This window comes from Lactobacillus sp. MRS-253-APC-2B, from assembly GCF_012843675.1.
GTDB lineage: Bacteria > Bacillota > Bacilli > Lactobacillales > Lactobacillaceae > Limosilactobacillus > Limosilactobacillus pulli.
In genome coordinates, this window is the sequence record NZ_JABAFO010000001.1 from 295,079 (window position 1) to 312,081 (window position 17,003).

Below are 17,003 nucleotides of genomic sequence, written 5' to 3' on the forward strand. Positions count from 1 at the left end.
TGTTCCGCCTCTTTCATAAAAATTGAAAATATTTCTATTCTAGTGTACCGTGCAATGCTTAAATTGCAAATACTAGTTTTTGTGATTATTGTGATCGTTATTCTTATGATCTGTCTTTTTGGTTGATTCTGCCAAACGTTTTTGACCTTGACTTTCATTGCCATTGATGCCATGAGTTGAGTGCAGTGGCCGCGCAAAAATCATTCGTCCGGCATCAGTCTGCAATGCACTGGTTACCTCAACATCCAGCTGCTCATTCATGTAGTAGCGACCATCCTCAACTACGACCATCGTACCATCATCGAGGTAGGCAACCCCTTGCTGACGCTCCGTACCTTTTTTGACAACGACAACCGTCAGCTGTTCACCAGGAATTACGCGTGGCCGCAATGACTTGGCCAAGTTGTTGATATTGAGCACCTGGACGTTTTGAAACTGGATGACCTTGTTTAAATTGTAGTCGTTGGTAACGATCACGCCATCGACTTTTTTAGCCAGCGCGATCAATTTTTCATCGACTTCTTTAATATCTTCAAAGTCACCTTTGTACATTTCAACCGGCACGATTTTTTCACTGCGCAGCTTATTTAAAATGTCCAGACCGCGCCGCCCTCGTACGCGCTTGATACTTTCGCCGGCATCCGCAATGTATTGCAGCTCGTAAAGCACAAAATTCGGCACCAAAAGCGTTCCTTCCAAAAAGCCGGTCTTGACCAGGTCATAGATACGACCATCAATCAAAATATTGGTATCTAAGATCTTGTAATGATGATAGTTTTCATCTTGACGCTTAATCACCTGAGCATCCTGATCGTCGCGACCACGCCGCATTAAAAGTTTGCGCCATTCATCTTGACGCGTGGTTCCCAGATGAAAGCCCAGATAACTGAACAAAATCATCAAGAGTACCGGCAAGACGTTGTTAACGACTGGAATACTCAGACGCCACAGCGGAATTGAGATCAAAATTGCTAATATCAGGCCAAAAATCGTTGAGATGGCCCCAAAGAGCAGATAGGTCACGCTTTTTTTAGTCAGGGCGTTTTCAACCTGTTTGAGCATCTTAATCGTCCAGTTGGTCAACGGCAGCGAGATCAGCCAAAAAACAAGTGCTCCAACCAAAAAATCAATTACTGACTCGATTGGCCGTACCAACTGAATGCTAAACTGATTGCGCATTGCAATCCAGATTGGCGGTAGATAATAAAAGCCAACCGCTGCCCCAACAATTACGAACAGCAGTCTGATAATCTTCTTTCTCACCGACAGTCCCCCTTTATTTAATTATTGCTGAGCTGCAGGTACTATTTTACGCTAATGCCAGCCGTAATGCTTCATTTATAGTCGCCACCCCGACAACTTCAATATTTTTTGGTGGATTCCAGCCCTGCAGATTATTCTTTGGTACCAAGATGCGCTTAAAGCCCAGCTTGGCCGCCTCGGCAACCCGCTGCTCAATCCGGCTGACGCGGCGAATCTCACCGGTCAGACCAACCTCGCCAACAAAAGCATCATCAGGGCGCGTCCCCTTATCACGGTAGCTGGATGCAATCGCAATGGCAATTGCCAAATCAATCGCCGGCTCATCTAATTTAACGCCCCCGGCTGCCTTAAGATAGGCATCTTGATTTTGCAGCATAAGATTGGCGCGCTTTTCTAAAACTGCCATAATCAAAGAGACCCGATTCCGATTCAAGCCCGTCGCCGTTCGCTGAGCATTGCCAAAGACAGTCGGCGTAACCAAGGCTTGGATCTCGACCAGGATTGGCCGCGTCCCTTCCAATGAAACTACGACTGCTGAGCCAGTAGCATCCTGAAGTCGTTCCTCTAAAAAGATCTCAGATGGATTTTTAACCTCCGCCAGCCCCGCCGTACGCATTTCAAAGATGCCCAGTTCATTGGTCGAGCCGAAACGATTCTTGACCGCCCGTAAGATTCGATAGGTATGATGCAGATCACCTTCAAAGTACAAAACAGTATCAACCATATGCTCCAAGATTTTAGGTCCTGCCAGCGCGCCACCTTTAGTAACGTGACCAACGACAAAAATCGTAATGTTCTTGCTTTTGGCAATCTGCATCAGCTGCGCGGTAACCTCTCTGATCTGTGACACGCTCCCAATCGCACTGTTGACATCGGTTGCCTGCATGGTCTGCACCGAATCAATCACCACGTATTCAAGATTCAGATCATCAATCGTTGCTCGAATGCTGTCCATGCTGGTTTCTGGGTAGATATAAAAATCATCGCCAGAAACCGATAGCCGCTCAGCACGCATCTTGATCTGAGCACCGCTTTCCTCTCCGGAAACATACAGCACCGAGTGACCCTCGCTGCTGAGCTGGCCAGAAACCTGCAGTAAAAGCGTGGACTTGCCAATCCCAGGATCCCCACCAATCAGGATTAATGAACCAGGCACAATGCCGCCACCGAGGACGCGATTGAGCTCGTTTAGCCGGGTTTTGACGCGGGGCAGTTTTTGGGCATCAATGTCTTTGACTCGCTGTGGCTTGGCAACGATACCGGTCAAAGTCGAAGCATGGCGTGCCGTAGTCTGCGTTCCGGCTGTCTCAACGCGTTCTTCAACCAGCGTGTTCCATTGACCACAGTTGGGACAACGCCCCAGATAGCGAGGCGAATTATAGCCGCAGTTTTGGCAGATGTATTGGGTTTTAATCTTTGCCATATGCAACCTTCTTTCCTAATCGTAAGAACTTGTTCCGTAGCTATTTTTGAGTTGAGCCAAAGCCGCCTGCTCGATCGTTTTTAGGCATTGATTCATCATCAGCCGTTAAATAAGGCATAAAGATCCCTTGAGCAATCCGCTCGCCTTTTTTAACGTGGTAGTCAAACAAGCCATAATTAATCAGCTGTACAAAGATCTCGCCTTCATTGGCTGGATTATCATAATAGTCGGCGTCAATGATGCCAACGCCATTGGGCAGAATCAAGCGCCGTTTCAACGGACCGCTGGAACGATTAACCAGCACCAAAACCTCATCTGGCTGCATATAGGCCTTAATGCCAGTCGGTACCAAGACCGGCTTTAAAGCTTGGTCGCCAGCTTTTTTTTCAGCTTCTTCCAGCTTGCCAACATGCTTTAGGACATGCAGCGCCTTGAACAGTCCTTGTTTCCAGATTGAAGGCACCACAAAATCAGCAGCGGCCTCAAAGTCATAGCCGGCTGCCTGCTTGGTCTGACGCTGTGGCAGATTTAAATTTTCGTTGGCATATTTGGAGACGATCTCAAATCCTCTTTTTTTCATTATTTTCACCTCTAAGGTTTTTAATCTTAATTTTTTAACTGTCATTATCTTCATTAATTAGTCTAGCATTTAATTGTAGCATGTTAATCCTTGACAATCATTTCAGAAACACGGAAAATCAAGGAGGATTAAATTTATTAATGATGGAGGGGACAAAAATGCAATTTGTAACGGAACCGCATCGCATCAGTGCTATCGATGACAATGGTAAATGGATCGGCGACATCAGCTTCCCGCCGGTTGCCGGCTATCCTGACCGCGTCGTGGCAGAGCGTGTTTTTGTCGCTCCAGAAGGTCGTGGCCATGGACTGGCAGCCGAGCTTACCAAGCGCTTCGTTGATTATGCCCATGAACGCCATCTGACGGTTAAACTGATGTGTCCATATGTTAAAGCGGCATTCCGTGATCATCCGGAATACCAGGATCTGCTATTGCCGGATGATCGCTTTAATCAATAAAGGAGCGTTCTATATGGACCAAAATGAATTGAAATCACTGGTTGGACGTGCTGCCGTTAAGTACATCAAAGACGGCATGATCGTTGGCCTTGGTACTGGATCGACTGTTCGCTACATGGTTGACGCGTTGGGCGAACGCGTTAAAAACGAAGGCTTGAACATTGTCGGCGTTACTACTTCCAACCGCACGACCAAGCAAGCACAAAGTCTTGGCATTACGATCAAAGACATTGATGAGGTCGACCACATCGATTTGACAATTGACGGTGCCGACGAAATCAGTGACGATTTCCAAGGCATCAAGGGTGGTGGCGGTGCCCTGCTTTGGGAAAAGATCGTTGCCGATATTTCTGATCATTACATGTGGATCGTCGATGAAAGCAAGATGGTTCACCAACTGGGGGCCTTCCCGCTGCCAGTTGAGGTTATTCCATTTGGTGCCCAGCACGTTTTTGACAAGCTGGCTGCCAAGGGTTATCAGCCAACCTGGCGCATGGATGGCGATCAGCGCTACCGAACCGATGAAAACGACTATATCATCGATCTGCACTTGCAAAAGATTGATGACCCTAAAGCCATGGCGGAAGAATTGATTCACATGGTTGGGGTCGTTGAGCACGGTCTGTTCTTAAACCGAGTTAATGACGTAATCGTTGGTCGGCAAAACGGACCAGAGATTCTGCACGCGCGTTAGTCACCTTAAAAGGCTCAATCAGGCAATTGTCTGATTGGGTCTTTTTTGATCAGTTTTTTGGCGCGAATCAGACATTCGATTATAATAAAATCAATATTATAAAGGAGTGATTTTTTTGAGTTTTGTCATTAACGCCGATCAATTAAAAGATTTTAAGCAAGACTATGCCAATCGTCATGATGCCCGTATTCTGGAGCGTACCGTAGCCAAAAACGGGGTTAAGGCTGCCAGCTTTGACTGGCATTCCATTGCGGATAACGATCAGCACTTCTCTATCGACCTGGCAACCGGTGACGTTGCCGATCAAAAGCAGTCGGGACGCTGCTGGCTGTTTGCCGCTTTAAATACGATGCGTCACAATATGCAAGCACGCTTCAATCTGCCGGATGATTTTGAGCTATCGCAGTCATATGCCTTCTTTTGGGACAAGTTCGAAAAGGCCAACTGGTTCTATGAAAACATCATCAAAACTGCTGACTTGGACATTGATGATCGCAAGGTTGCCTGGCTTTTGGACGCTCCGCAATCTGATGGTGGTCAATGGGACATGCTGTGTGCACTGATTGAAAAATACGGGGTCGTACCAAAGTCAGCACAACCCGAAACCTACAATTCAAGCCGCTCCAACGAGATCAATGCCGTTTTGAACAACCAGCTGCGTCATGATGCCGTGATCCTGCGACAGCTGGTTTCCAATCAAGCCAGCGAAGATCAGCTCAATGCCAAACGCAAAGAAATGCTTAATACCATCTACCGCATGCTGGCCTATGCCTTTGGCGAGCCGGTGCAAACGTTTGACTTTGAGTACCGTACCAAAAAGGACAAGCAGTTCCATCGCGACAGCAATCTGACGCCGGTTGAGTTCTTTGACAAATACGTTGGCTGGGATCTGAGCGAATACGTCTCAATCATTCAAGCACCAACCAAAGACAAAGCCTACCACAAGACCTACACTATCGATATGCTGGGCAATGTGGTCGGCGGTCGTCAGGTTAAGCACTTGAACCTTTCGATGGCAGAGTTAAAGGAACTGGCCATCAAGCAACTGCAAAACGGCGAAAGCGTCTGGTTTGGCTCGGATGTCATCAAGTACTCCGAAACCAAGCTGGGAATTTTAGCACTTAACACCTATGGCTACGAAGATCTGTTTGATACCAAGCTGACCATGACCAAGGCCGATATGCTGGACTATCACCAGTCAATGATGGATCACGCCATGGTCTTGACCGGAGTTGACCTGGTAGATGGCAAGCCAACCAAATGGAAAGTTGAGAACTCATGGGGGCCCAAAGTCGGTGAAAAAGGTTATTTCGTTATGAGTGATGAATGGATGGATCAATACGTCTACCAGATCGTCGTCAATAAAAAATATCTCAGTGATGAGCTCAAGGCTGACCAGGCTCAAGAACCAATCGTCCTCAAGCCATGGGATCCAATGGGAACGTTGGCTTAAAATTTATGGCAATCAAAAACTCATTGTCCAGCCGGGCAATGAGTTTTTTGATTATTTTGACTTAACGTTGCGATCCAAGAAATCTTGGGCAATATCATAGATCTGCTGACTCCAGAAGTCGCGCTCGTGAACGGCCCTATGCACACGGTAGGCCTCAACTGACGCATCATGTTTTTCCAGTTCATGATACATGTCTTCCATTTCATGATATGGCACGGTCTTGTCAGCATCCCCATGCATCAGTAGAAATGGTGGGTACTGCTGGCCATCCTTAACTTGATACAGTGGGCTCATTTCTTTTTTGATCGCCGGCCATTTTGCTGGATCGGTACCAAACAGACACAGCTGCATGGCGTCTGCACCTGGAACGCTCTTGGAAAACTTAAAGGTATCATCAACATCCGTTGGAGCAAAGCAGCTGATCACGGCATCAACGGCATCCGATTGGTCAACATAATCAGCCGTTTTATAGCGCGGATCATTTGGCGTTAGGGCAACCAAAAGCGCGGCATTGGCACCCGAAGAGGTTCCCCAGATACCAACGCGCTCTGGATCGATCTGATATTCAGCCGCGTGAGCTCGCAGATAGCGAATTGCCGTCTTGACGTCTTGCAAAAATGCTGGAAAAGCATGACCATCCAAGGCGCTGCGATGCTGGACGGTCGCGACGATATAGCCAGCATGAACAAACTGAACCAGCTGAGGGATCTTTTCACCCAAAGTTGGCGTCGTCCAAGAACTGCCCTGCACAAAAACCAGCAGTGGGCGTTTTTCCTGTGGCAGATCCTTATAGCGCTGCGTCCATGGTGCCAGAATCGACATTTTCTGTGCCTCACCGTCAGCAGCTGAATAGACGATATCTTCAATCAGTCTGACTTGACCGGCCAGCGTAGGATTGTTGGAAATTTCTTTAATTGACATGCTGTTCACCATCCGTAATAAATTTTTTCTCAATAACGTTCAAATGATCGTCAAACCGGTACAGGATCGGCTCACCATTAGGAACTTCGACGTGATCAATTTGATCATCGGCAATGCCATCCAAATATTTGATTAAGGCTCTTAATGAACTGCCGTGAGCTACAATCAATTGGTTTTTACCATCTAAAAGTCGTGGCGCAATTTGATCCTGCCAGTATGGCAAAAGCCGTTCTTGGGTCATCTGCAGACTTTCACTCAATGGCTCTTTGACTCCCAAGCGATCATAGCGGCGTTCATGACCGCGATTTTTAAGCATTGGTGGACGCTCTACAAAACCGCGTCGCCAGCGATGTAAAGTTGCCGCACCGACTTCTTTTTTGACTGCATCTTTGTTCAGACCGCTCAAGGCTCCATAATGCCGCTCATTTAATCGCCACGTTTTGTGAATTGGAATCCAAAGCTGATCGATAGCCTCTAAGATCAGATCAGCCGTCACGATGGCTCGCTGCATATAAGAAACATGCACGTCATTAAAATTTAGTCCCAGCCTGGCCAAGTGCTTGCCGACCAGCTTACCCTGCTCGACTCCAAGGGGCGTAAGCGGCACATCGCTCCATCCCGTAAAAACATTGTCTTGGTTGGCCTGACTCTGACCGTGCCTAACGATTACCAGTGTTGCCGTCATCACTAACCTTCCCCCTTATGCTGCTTCTTTAACTATAACGCAAATCACCAATTGAAACGACTAATCAGACCAATAAAACTTTTTCTTAAAGATAAATGCCAAACGGCCAGCCTGTCTAGACTCGACAGGCTGACCGCTCATTTTTATCTATGCTTAAAAGATTCAGCGACTTGATTCATTAATGGACCAAAGTTTTAATTGCTACCATTAAAATTGGAATCACAATGATTGAAAGCGTGGTAGTCTCAGTTACCATAATCGCGGCATAGTTATAGTCAGCATGATACATTCTGGAAACAACCGGTGCATTGGTCATGACCGGCATTGCCGCCTGCAGAATAAAGACCTGCTTCATCATTACCGGCATATTGCTTGGCAACACCAAAATCGTCATTAGAATTGGTGCCAATAAGAACCGGCCCAGCAAAATCCCCCAGGCATCGCGCGTAAAACGAATTCTTGACAGGCCGGCATTAGACAGCACGATACCAATAAACAGCATCGACATTGGAATCGTTAAATTGCCCAGATAAGCGCAGGTACTGATGATAAATTTCGGTAGCTTAATATGCAGTGCCACTAAAATCACAGCTAGGATAAAGCCTAATAGTGGCGGTGAGAACAATTTGCCCAGGGCCTGTTTGAAATCAATTTTGGCTTCTTTCATACCATCGTGTTGAATCAGCCAAACACCCAGCGTCCAAAAGAAAGTCGTATTGGCCATGTAGTAGACCAGTACATATGGAACTGAACGCGCCCCAAACAGAGCCAGGTTGATCGGCAGGCCGATAAAAACCGTATTGGAATTAAAAAACATCGAACTGAACAGACCAATGTGGCTCTTTTTGATAGCCAATGCTCTAGCGACGGCAAATGACAATGCAAACAGGATCAGCATTGATAAAACCGGGTAGCGCAAGTCAGGCAAAAGCGTCTTTAACTCGGTAGCCGTAAATTTGGTTGTAATCGTACTGATCATATATGTTGGCAAGGCAACCTGGGTCACAATCTTTGAAATAACCTTGGGCGAGTTGGGCGTAAACCAGTGCCGCTCGTTCATGACAAATCCAGCTGCAATCATGATTAAAATGATCAAGACCCCCGACAGACTTGACCAGAATATGCTTAACATCTCTATAGCCTCTCTTTATGCAAAATAAACACCGTTAATTTTACACCCGTTAGTCACTTTACAAAATAAAAAATGGGAACTTCTTTAATCAAATTCCCATTTTTCTCAAATCTATTCAATTGTCTCCGGTTCAATTTCAAAACTGAACTGATAGTCGCGATCAGAAGGCAGCTGATACTGATCCTCAACATCAGCACCCCAGCTGTCGATCCCACCAACACCACGTACGGCTCCAGCCACAACCAAAACCGTGCGGCGCTTGAGTGGCAATTCTTCAATATGGGTTGCGTTTTCCAGTTCCAGCGACGTATATGGCAACATGCTGAAATTGAATGGCTGCTCGGTCTGCTTGATGGTCAAGGCAAACGGCGTCTTATCATGATCGGCATTGTTTTGCGTTTGATTGCGAACAATCTTTAGACGTGAATTTTGCATGTGCATGCCCATTTCCTGTGGCGTTAGGTAAGGCGTTACCGGAACCCCATCAACGTGCCAGGTCCCCTTGATGCCACCTGCCATTCGATCTGGATAAGTTTCACCAGACAGACCGTCGTATTCAAACTCAGTCGCCAGCGTTGGCATGATCAGCCGGACCCCAAAAACCGGTAGTTCCGGCAAACCTTTTTGACCCAAGAAATGGGCAGCGATTTGACAGTGCCCACTGGCATCGACCGTGTAGGCAACTTTAGCCTGAGCCGCTGGATTAGTCGGTGTTTCATAAGTGAATACGATTTTGACTTGGTCGGCAAACTCATGATTGGTAAACTGATTGGTCAGTGGTGCGATTGGCAGCTGATCAAAGTGATGATCATCAACGGTCAGATCAATGTTGATGCACTTTGGCGCCAGATCCGCTCCCAGCCACTGAGCACTTCGATAGTTGAAGCCATTGCCGCGATCATTATCCGTAGTTGCTCGCCAATAGGTTGGATAGATTGGGCGGTACAGCCATTCTTTGTCGTTGAATCGCATCGACTCCAGGCTGCCTTTTTCATAACTGAACAAATACTGATAACCCTTGCCGTTTAATCCCAACATCCCATCATCATAAACTACGTGAATTTTATTTGTGCAGTCCATAGTAGTATCTTACCTCCTGCATTGCTGGCTTAGGCGTCCGGTCGGCAAACATCAGACCATCGCCGGAAAATTCATTGTCACTGTGGCGGTCATCAAAATCGCCACCATAGCGCATGACGTCTTGTCCGCTGATTTCATCATGAACCAATAGGGCCTGGTCAATAAAGTCCCAGATAAAGCCACCGACATATTGTGGATACTTGTCGATCAGCTCAATGTATGACCCCATGCCACCATCTGAGTTGCCCATGTCATGCATGTACTCACATTCGATAAACGGCTTGTCAGGATTGTTCTGCAAATATTTTTCAACGTCTTTTGGCGGCAGGTACATCCAGCTTTCCAGATCCGAGATTTTGTCGCGGTAATCTGGTGTGTGCACGACACCTTCATAGTGAACCAAACGGCTGTCATCATGCTCTTTGTAAAATTTCTGCATAAAGACCAGATTGTCACCGGCATATGATTCATTCCCCAAAGACCAGAACAGAATCGAAACGTGGTTTTTAAACGTTTCATAGTTGGTACGTGCCCGATCAACAACCACGTCTTTCCATTGCGGAACCGAGCCTGGTACGTTAAACGATGGCTCGTCTTGCCCCATCTTTTGCCAGGTGGCATGCGTTTCCAGATTGTTTTCGGCCATCATGTAGATTCCGTTTTGATCACACATAGAGTACCAAGGCAGCTGATCTGGATAATGACACGTTCGTACCGCATTGATATTGTTTTCCTTAAACGTGGCCATATCCTGTTCCATGTCCTGCATCGTTACGCAGCGTCCCGTTTTACAGTTCCACTCATGACGGTTGACACCGTTAATGATCAAACGCTGGCCATTAAGCAAAACGACGTGATCGGCATTGATCTCAATTTTACGGAACCCAAATTGATAAGGAACGACTTCCAGCAACTGACCATCTTGATCATGCAGTTCAATAAACAGCTGATACAGGTATGGATGGTGGTTGTCCCAAAGATGCACGTTTTGCACCTTAACGCCATGAACGGCCACATGCTCGGCTGCCGGCTGAACTTCATCAACGATTGAATTTCCTTGGGCATCAAAAGCCTTGATATGAACCTGGCCGCCATTGCCCTGTAATTTAAGGTCAACGTTAAAGATCCCGTCTTTAAAGTCATCAGAAACACGTGGCGTAAGATCCAGATCCTCAAGATGCAGCTTTGGCTGACCCAAGAGCTCAACGCTTCTAAAGATGCCCGAGAAACGGAACATATCTTGATCTTCAAGATAAGAGGCCGTGCTGTGCTTGTATACACGGACGGCCAATACGTTGTTGACGTCTTTTAAATAAGGCGTCAGATCAAACTCGCTTGGCGTAAAGCTGTCTTCTGCATAGCCGATAAAATGACCGTTGATCCAGACGTACATTGCGCGCTCAACACCTTCAAAGCGAACGCGTACGTTTTGATTGCGCAAGGCTGGCTTTAAATCAAAGTGCTTGACGTAAGAGCCATTGGTATTGTCAATGCCTTGGCTAAATGAGCCTTCCTGTTGATCATCTGGACTCAATCCATAGGCTGGACGACGAAAAATCTTGCCAGCCCATGGATACCAGATATTAGTATATTGATTCTGAGCATAGTCATTGAGCTCAATCATACTTGGAACCTTGATCAAATCCCAGTCGGCAGTGTCAAAATCTGGTTGATAAAAGTCCTTGATCCGTGCCTGCGGATCCTTGGCAAAGGCAAAGCGCCATTGACCATTCAGGCTCTGAACAAAGCTGCTGTTTTTTTGATCAGCTTCGGCATAGTCGCGATACCATTGATGATCACTGTGAGCGGGCAGCTGATTGACCCGGAACGTCTGTGGATCATCCAGCCATTTTAAATCTGCTTGCATTAAAAAAACGCCTCCTCAAATCAAATGCTTCTCTGTCATTTAAGTATAGCGCTTTCACGATTGATAAAACAGTGTTATTTAACTAAAAAATTTACTAAAGTAATTGAAAAGATGGCCCTGTTCCTATGGTGATGGGACTGAATTAAATAACAAAAAAGTTCGGGTTTTGATCATTCAGCCCTCGAACTTTTAAAATTTAGTACAAAAAAAAGCACCTGACTATCGCCAGGTGCAATCGTAGTGCGGCAAAGAGGACTCGAACCTCCACGGTCTAAAACGACCACAAGATCCTTAATCTTGCGCGTCTGCCAATTCCGCCACTGCCGCATCAACAAATAACATTCTACCAGAAATGCTACCTGTTGGCAAACTATTTTTTGATTAAAAGCTTAAAACGACTATTGCAGCGACGGCAGACAAACCGCTGCACGTTAAAACGCCGCATACGACCGATCTTGATGCCGCAGCCACGGCACTGATAGACCCACTTAAAACGTGTTTTCTTTTGACTGGTTACTGGAGCGTATCGTAAGCCACCTACTTGATTCAGCAATGCTTTAAACTCCGACGTATGATGACAGTCATGGCCCGCTAAATGCAAGTGATAATGACACAGCTCATGCAAGACAACGCCGCGCAGGGTTGCCAGATCAAACTCTTCATACATCAATGGATTGATATCGATATGGTGATCTTTTAAATGATAGCGACCACCCGTAGTCTTGAGGCGCCGATTGAACCAGATGCGATGTTTAAATGGACGTTCAAACGCCTGTTGTGACCATTTTTCAGTCAGTTGCTGCAGCTCTTCATCACTCATTTTTCCTGACTGATCCATAACTGTTTTATCCTTTTGGCGCAACCATCGTCAGCTGTACGCGCTGGCGTTTGAGATCCACGCTTAGTACCCACACGTCAACGATATCGCCAACGGCCACGACTTGTCGCGGATCCTTGATAAACTTTTTGGTCAGATGCGAGACATGGACCAGACCATCATGCTTGATGCCGATATCAACAAACGCACCAAAGTCCACAACGTTGCGGACCGTTCCTTGCAGCTGCATCCCCGGTTTGAGATCCTCAATCGTTAAAACGTCCTGTCTTAAAAGTGGTGCCGGCAAAGAATCACGCAGATCCCGACCTGGTTCGCAAAGTGAGTCGACAATGTCTTTTAGCGTTGCCAGCCCGGCATTTTCACTGACAAATGCCTTAAGATCCAATTGTCTTAATCGCTGGACAGCCGTTTTTGAGCCCAGTTTACCATCAATTTTGGCAACCTTCATTAATTGACGAGCGATGGCATAGCTTTCGGGATGAATATCAGTATTATCCAACGGCTCATCGCCATCCACGATTCTCAAAAAACCTGCTGCTTGCTGATATGCCTTTGGTCCTAGGCGCGGTACTGATTTAAGCTGGGTACGGCTGGTAAAGCGGCCATTTTCATTACGATACTGAACGATATTTTTGGCTAAGGTGGCATTTAAGCCGGCAATGTGGGCCAGCAGCTGATAACTGGCGGTATTGAGATTGACCCCGACTCGATTGACGGCCCGCTCAACGACAGCATCCAATTCAATTTTGAGTGCCGTCTTAGGCAGATCATGCTGATACTGACCGACTCCGATGGCTTCTGGACTGATCTTGACCAGTTCAGCCAATGGGTCTTGCAAACGGCGGCCAATACTGATAGCACTGCGCTTTTCTACCGTCAGATCGGGAAACTCGTCACGCGCATCCTGACTAGCCGAATATACCGAAGCCCCTGATTCATTAACGATCACGTAATAGACCGGTCGCTTGATTTTTTTGATAGCTTGAGCCACGAAACGCTCTGATTCACGACTGGCCGTACCATTACCAATTGCAATCATCTCAACTTGATAATCCTCAATCAACTGCAGCAGCTGTCCTTCAGCCTGCTGACGCTGATTTTCTGGCGCTGGTTGATGCGGATAGATAACGGCAACCTTGAGCAGCTTGCCGCTTGGATCAAGCACTGCCAATTTACAGCCGGTCCGATATGCCGGATCAAAGCCTAAAACAACCTTGCCTTTGATTGGTGCCTGCATTAAGAGATTATAAAGATTTTCGCCAAACACCTTGATGGCCTGCTCATCTGCTTGTTCAGTCAATTCGCGCCGCAGTTCCCGTTCGATTGCTGGCCCCAAGAAACGTTTGTAGGCATCGGCAGCCGCGTTTTTGACAAACTCAGCGGCCTTTTGGGCACTGCCTTTTTTGACCAGCCGGAAATTCAGATAGTTCTGCACGATCTGCTCATCAGCAAGAATCTTGACGCTTAAAATCTTGGCCTTTTCTCCACGATTAATGGCTAGGACACGATAGGAGTTCATTGCGGATAATGGCGCGGAAAAATCATAATATTGTTGATAGACGCCTTCTGAATCAAGTTCTTGGCCGTCTTTTTTTACTGTCGCGATCAATTCGCCATGCTGTTTGGTATAGCTGCGCAGCCAGGCGCGAATCGTGCTGCTTTCACTGATCGTTTCGGCCAGAATCTCATGGGCCCCTTCCAAGGCTGTCTGAACGTTGGAAACGTCTTGGCTGATAAACTCAGCAGCCTTCCCGTCCAGATCATCACCCTTAGCCATAAAAATCCAGTTGGCAAGTGGCTGCAGGCCTTGTTCACGCGCAATCTGGGCCTTGGTGCGACGCTTTTTCTTATAAGGCAGGTAGAGGTCTTCGACAACGTTTATCTCAGTAGCTGACTCAATCTGTGTTCTTAAAGTTGATGTCAGCTTGCCCTGTTCTTCAATTGCCTTGATCACGGTCTGCTGACGATCGCGCAGATTCTTTACCCGATGCCACTGCTCTTGAATCCCCTGCAGCTGAACTTCATCAAGACTGCCGGTTGCCTCTTTTCGATAACGGGCAATGAATGGAATCGTATTGCCCGCTTCCAAAAGGCTCAAAGCGGCTTCAATTTGCCGATCTCTTAATTCTGGCAGCTGCTGGCTCATTAATTTAAGATCATTTTTTTCCATAAAAAACTTAAAAACCTTTCTTAAGTCCATCGTATCTTAACGTCAGACTTATTGCTTCATGATCAATTAATTAAGGTCCGGTGTTCGGCAATTGCCGATCCTGGACCCTATTTAAACTAATTCTTCCACCAAGTATCCAAGGGACTGACTGGCAGATGACGCTTGTGGCCGGTCTTAAGATACCATCCTTCGATTTTTTCGGCCGCCGTATCGGAAACGTTTCGTCCTTCAAGATAGTCGTCAATTTCTTGATAGGTGACGCCTAGTGCCTCTTCATCGGGCAATGCTGGTCGATCTTCTTCCAGATCAGCAGTTGGCGTTTTTTCATACAAGGCCTTTGGTGCTCCTAGATATTCCAGGATTTGCCGACCTTGACGCTTATCCAGCTGTGACAGCGGCGTAATGTCGGCACCGCCATCGCCAAACTTGGTGTAAAAACCGGTTACCGCTTCGGCAGCATGGTCGGTACCAACAACCGCCCCGCCAAACTCGCCAGCAATTGCATACTGAGCAATCATTCGCTCCCGTGCCTTGACGTTGCCCTTGTTAAAGTCGCTGATTTTCAAATCATTTTGCTCAACTGAGGCAACCATAGCATCAACGGCTGGCTTGATGTTGACGCGCATGGTTTGATCCGGTTTGATGAACTCATTGATTGAAAGCATCGCATCGTCTTCATCGGCCTGTTCACCATAAGGCAGTCGTACGGCAATAAACCGATAAGCCACATCTTTGGTCTCTTCTCGCAGGCTTTCAACGGCCAATTGTGAAAGTCGCCCTGCCAGACTGGAGTCTTGTCCACCAGAAATACCGAGCACCAGCGTTTTTAGTCCTGTTTTTTTCAAGTAGTCCTTTAAAAACTCTACACGTCGCTTGACTTCGACTGCCGGATCGATTTCCGGCGTTACGGCCAAGGTATTGATGATTTCTTCCTGCAGCTTACGCATAACTCTTTCCCTCTTTTTATTAATTCAAATGCTTAATGTAGTCCTTGACGTCTTTAATGATTTTCATCTTATTGTCGTAGCACTTTTGCGATAAGTCAACTGGGTATACTTCTGGATTAAGGTTACGCTTATATTCTTCCCATAGCCGATCCAGGTGCCGCTGCCGCGCTTGGCGAATCTCGCTCATACTTGGCTCTTGGTAAACCTGCTGGCCATCAACGAAAATATCCTTCAAAAGCGGCCGGGCAATGAAGTCCTCAACCGTTTTGTTTAAGAATGGGTAGTTAGGATCAAACATATACAGCGAATCCAATTGGCGCGGATCCTCGTCAGCCAGCGTTACGTAGTCACCCTCGCTTTTTTCACTGCCACGATCGGTAATTCGCCAAACCTGATGCTTGCCCGGCGTGGACATCTTGGCTGCATTGTTGGAAAGCTTGATCGTGTCAACCATCTGGCCATTCTCGTCTTCTAAAGAGACCATCTTGTAAACGGCCCCCAGCGTTGGCTGATCATAGCTGGTAATCAACTTAGTACCAATGCCCCAGACATCGATCTTGGCTCCTTGGCGTTGCAGATCCATGATTGTACGCTCGTCCAGATTGTTGGAGGCAAAAATTTTGGCATTTGGATAACCAGCCTCATCCAGCATTTGGCGAACCTGCTTGGAAAGATAGGCCATATCGCCAGAATCAATGCGGACTCCTTGGAAGTTGATCTTATCGCCGAATTCATTGGCGACCTTAATAGCGTTTGGCACCCCGCTTTTTAGCGTATCAAAGGTATCAACCAGGAACACACAGTCATGGTGCGTTTGTGCATAAGCCTTAAAGGCATCATAGTCGTTGCGATATGCCTGAACCAGTGCGTGAGCATGCGTACCAGAAACCGGAATGCCAAACAGCTTGCCAGCTCTCAGATTGCTGGTGGCATCAAAGCCGCCAATATAGGCTGCCCGCGTTCCCCAGATGGCCGCATCAAACTCTTGGGCACGCCGCGAGCCAAATTCCATCACAGGTTGATCGCCAACAATCGATTTAATACGCGAGGCCTTGGTAGCAATCATAATCTGATAGTTGATGATATTAAGCAGCGCCGTTTCCACCAACTGGCATTCCAAAAGCGTACCCTCGACTTGAATAATTGGCTCATGACTGTATACCAGATCACCTTCAACGGCACTGCGCAGCGTTCCCTTAAATCTAAAGTCGCGCAGATACTCGACAAAGTCAGGATCAAACTGCTGCGTGGATTTTAAATATTCAATATCAGAATCCGAAAAGTGCAAAGCGTTTAGGTAGCGGATAATATGGCTCAAACCGGCAAAAACCGCATAGCCATTGCCAAACGGCATCTTACGGAAAAAGGCTTCAAAGACAACGTGACGATTGCCAATCCCTTTTTGCCAATAAGTCTGCATCATCGTTAGTTGGTAGGCATCGGTGTGTAGTGCGATGCTGTCATCTGGATAATCAAACTTCATAAATATTTC

15 protein-coding genes and 1 tRNA gene are annotated in these 17,003 nt (G+C 46.8%); 3 read left to right on the forward strand and 13 right to left on the reverse strand.

Annotated features, from left to right (window positions below; genetic code table 11):
• Positions 1-72: 72 nt before the first annotated feature.
• From HF864_RS01440 to HF864_RS01450, 3 genes are read right to left on the reverse strand one after another with little or no spacing between them, the layout of a single operon-like run.
• Entirely contained in the window at positions 73-1,263 is a 1,191-nt protein-coding gene (locus tag HF864_RS01440; protein ID WP_346774599.1) for a PIN/TRAM domain-containing protein, read from the reverse strand.
• Between the two features lie 46 nt (positions 1,264-1,309).
• Entirely contained in the window at positions 1,310-2,686 is a 1,377-nt protein-coding gene (gene radA / locus HF864_RS01445) for a DNA repair protein RadA (RefSeq protein WP_169461347.1), read from the reverse strand.
• Positions 2,687-2,726: 40 nt separating this feature from the next.
• Positions 2,727-3,266, reverse strand: coding sequence for a dUTP diphosphatase (locus HF864_RS01450; protein WP_169461348.1), 540 nt, complete (start codon positions 3,264-3,266; stop codon positions 2,727-2,729).
• A gap of 158 nt (positions 3,267-3,424) precedes the next feature.
• Here HF864_RS01450 and HF864_RS01455 point away from each other — a divergent pair, with 158 nt between their 5' ends.
• The 3 genes from HF864_RS01455 (at position 3,425) to HF864_RS01465 (ending at position 5,871) form a co-directional block, all read left to right on the forward strand.
• On the forward strand, positions 3,425-3,724 hold the full coding sequence (locus tag HF864_RS01455; protein WP_169461349.1) for a GNAT family N-acetyltransferase: 300 nt from the start codon (positions 3,425-3,427) through the stop codon (positions 3,722-3,724).
• Between the two features lie 13 nt (positions 3,725-3,737).
• Positions 3,738-4,418 carry a ribose-5-phosphate isomerase RpiA gene (gene rpiA / locus HF864_RS01460; RefSeq protein WP_169461350.1) on the forward strand — a complete coding sequence of 227 codons (681 nt, stop codon included), beginning with the start codon at positions 3,738-3,740 and terminating at the stop codon, positions 4,416-4,418.
• Positions 4,419-4,533: 115 nt separating this feature from the next.
• Positions 4,534-5,871, forward strand: coding sequence for a C1 family peptidase (locus tag HF864_RS01465; RefSeq protein WP_169461351.1), 1,338 nt, complete (start codon positions 4,534-4,536; stop codon positions 5,869-5,871).
• 51 nt (positions 5,872-5,922) lie between these two features.
• On the opposite strand, the gene HF864_RS01470 is transcribed toward HF864_RS01465, so the two are convergent.
• From HF864_RS01470 to HF864_RS01515, 10 genes are all read right to left on the reverse strand, one after another.
• Positions 5,923-6,792, reverse strand: coding sequence for an alpha/beta hydrolase (locus tag HF864_RS01470; RefSeq protein ID WP_169461352.1), 870 nt, complete (start codon positions 6,790-6,792; stop codon positions 5,923-5,925).
• Complete coding sequence (locus HF864_RS01475; RefSeq protein WP_169461353.1) at positions 6,782-7,477, reverse strand: 2,3-bisphosphoglycerate-dependent phosphoglycerate mutase; 696 nt, start codon at positions 7,475-7,477, stop codon at positions 6,782-6,784. The genes HF864_RS01470 and HF864_RS01475 overlap by 11 nt, the downstream gene beginning before the upstream one ends.
• A gap of 178 nt (positions 7,478-7,655) precedes the next feature.
• Entirely contained in the window at positions 7,656-8,609 is a 954-nt protein-coding gene (locus HF864_RS01480) for an AEC family transporter (RefSeq protein WP_169461354.1), read from the reverse strand.
• A 111-nt stretch (positions 8,610-8,720) separates the two neighbouring features.
• Positions 8,721-9,689, reverse strand: coding sequence for a beta-galactosidase small subunit (locus tag HF864_RS01485; protein WP_169461355.1), 969 nt, complete (start codon positions 9,687-9,689; stop codon positions 8,721-8,723).
• Positions 9,673-11,556: a glycoside hydrolase family 2 TIM barrel-domain containing protein gene (locus HF864_RS01490; protein ID WP_169461356.1), complete on the reverse strand. Its 1,884-nt coding sequence runs from the start codon at positions 11,554-11,556 to the stop codon at positions 9,673-9,675. The genes HF864_RS01485 and HF864_RS01490 overlap by 17 nt, the downstream gene beginning before the upstream one ends.
• Before the next feature lie 241 nt (positions 11,557-11,797).
• Positions 11,798-11,883: transfer RNA gene (locus HF864_RS01495), tRNA-Leu, on the reverse strand.
• A 43-nt stretch (positions 11,884-11,926) separates the two neighbouring features.
• Positions 11,927-12,376 carry a SprT family protein gene (locus HF864_RS01500; RefSeq protein WP_169461386.1) on the reverse strand — a complete coding sequence of 150 codons (450 nt, stop codon included), beginning with the start codon at positions 12,374-12,376 and terminating at the stop codon, positions 11,927-11,929.
• Between the two features lie 25 nt (positions 12,377-12,401).
• Positions 12,402-14,564 (reverse strand): Tex family protein, encoded by a 2,163-nt coding sequence (locus HF864_RS01505; RefSeq protein WP_169461357.1) that lies wholly within the window; start codon positions 14,562-14,564, stop codon positions 12,402-12,404.
• Between the two features lie 116 nt (positions 14,565-14,680).
• Positions 14,681-15,511: an ammonia-dependent NAD(+) synthetase gene (nadE, locus tag HF864_RS01510; RefSeq protein ID WP_169461358.1), complete on the reverse strand. Its 831-nt coding sequence runs from the start codon at positions 15,509-15,511 to the stop codon at positions 14,681-14,683.
• Positions 15,512-15,530: 19 nt separating this feature from the next.
• Positions 15,531-16,994, reverse strand: coding sequence for a nicotinate phosphoribosyltransferase (locus tag HF864_RS01515; RefSeq protein ID WP_169461359.1), 1,464 nt, complete (start codon positions 16,992-16,994; stop codon positions 15,531-15,533).
• Between the last annotated feature and the right edge of the window lie 9 nt (positions 16,995-17,003).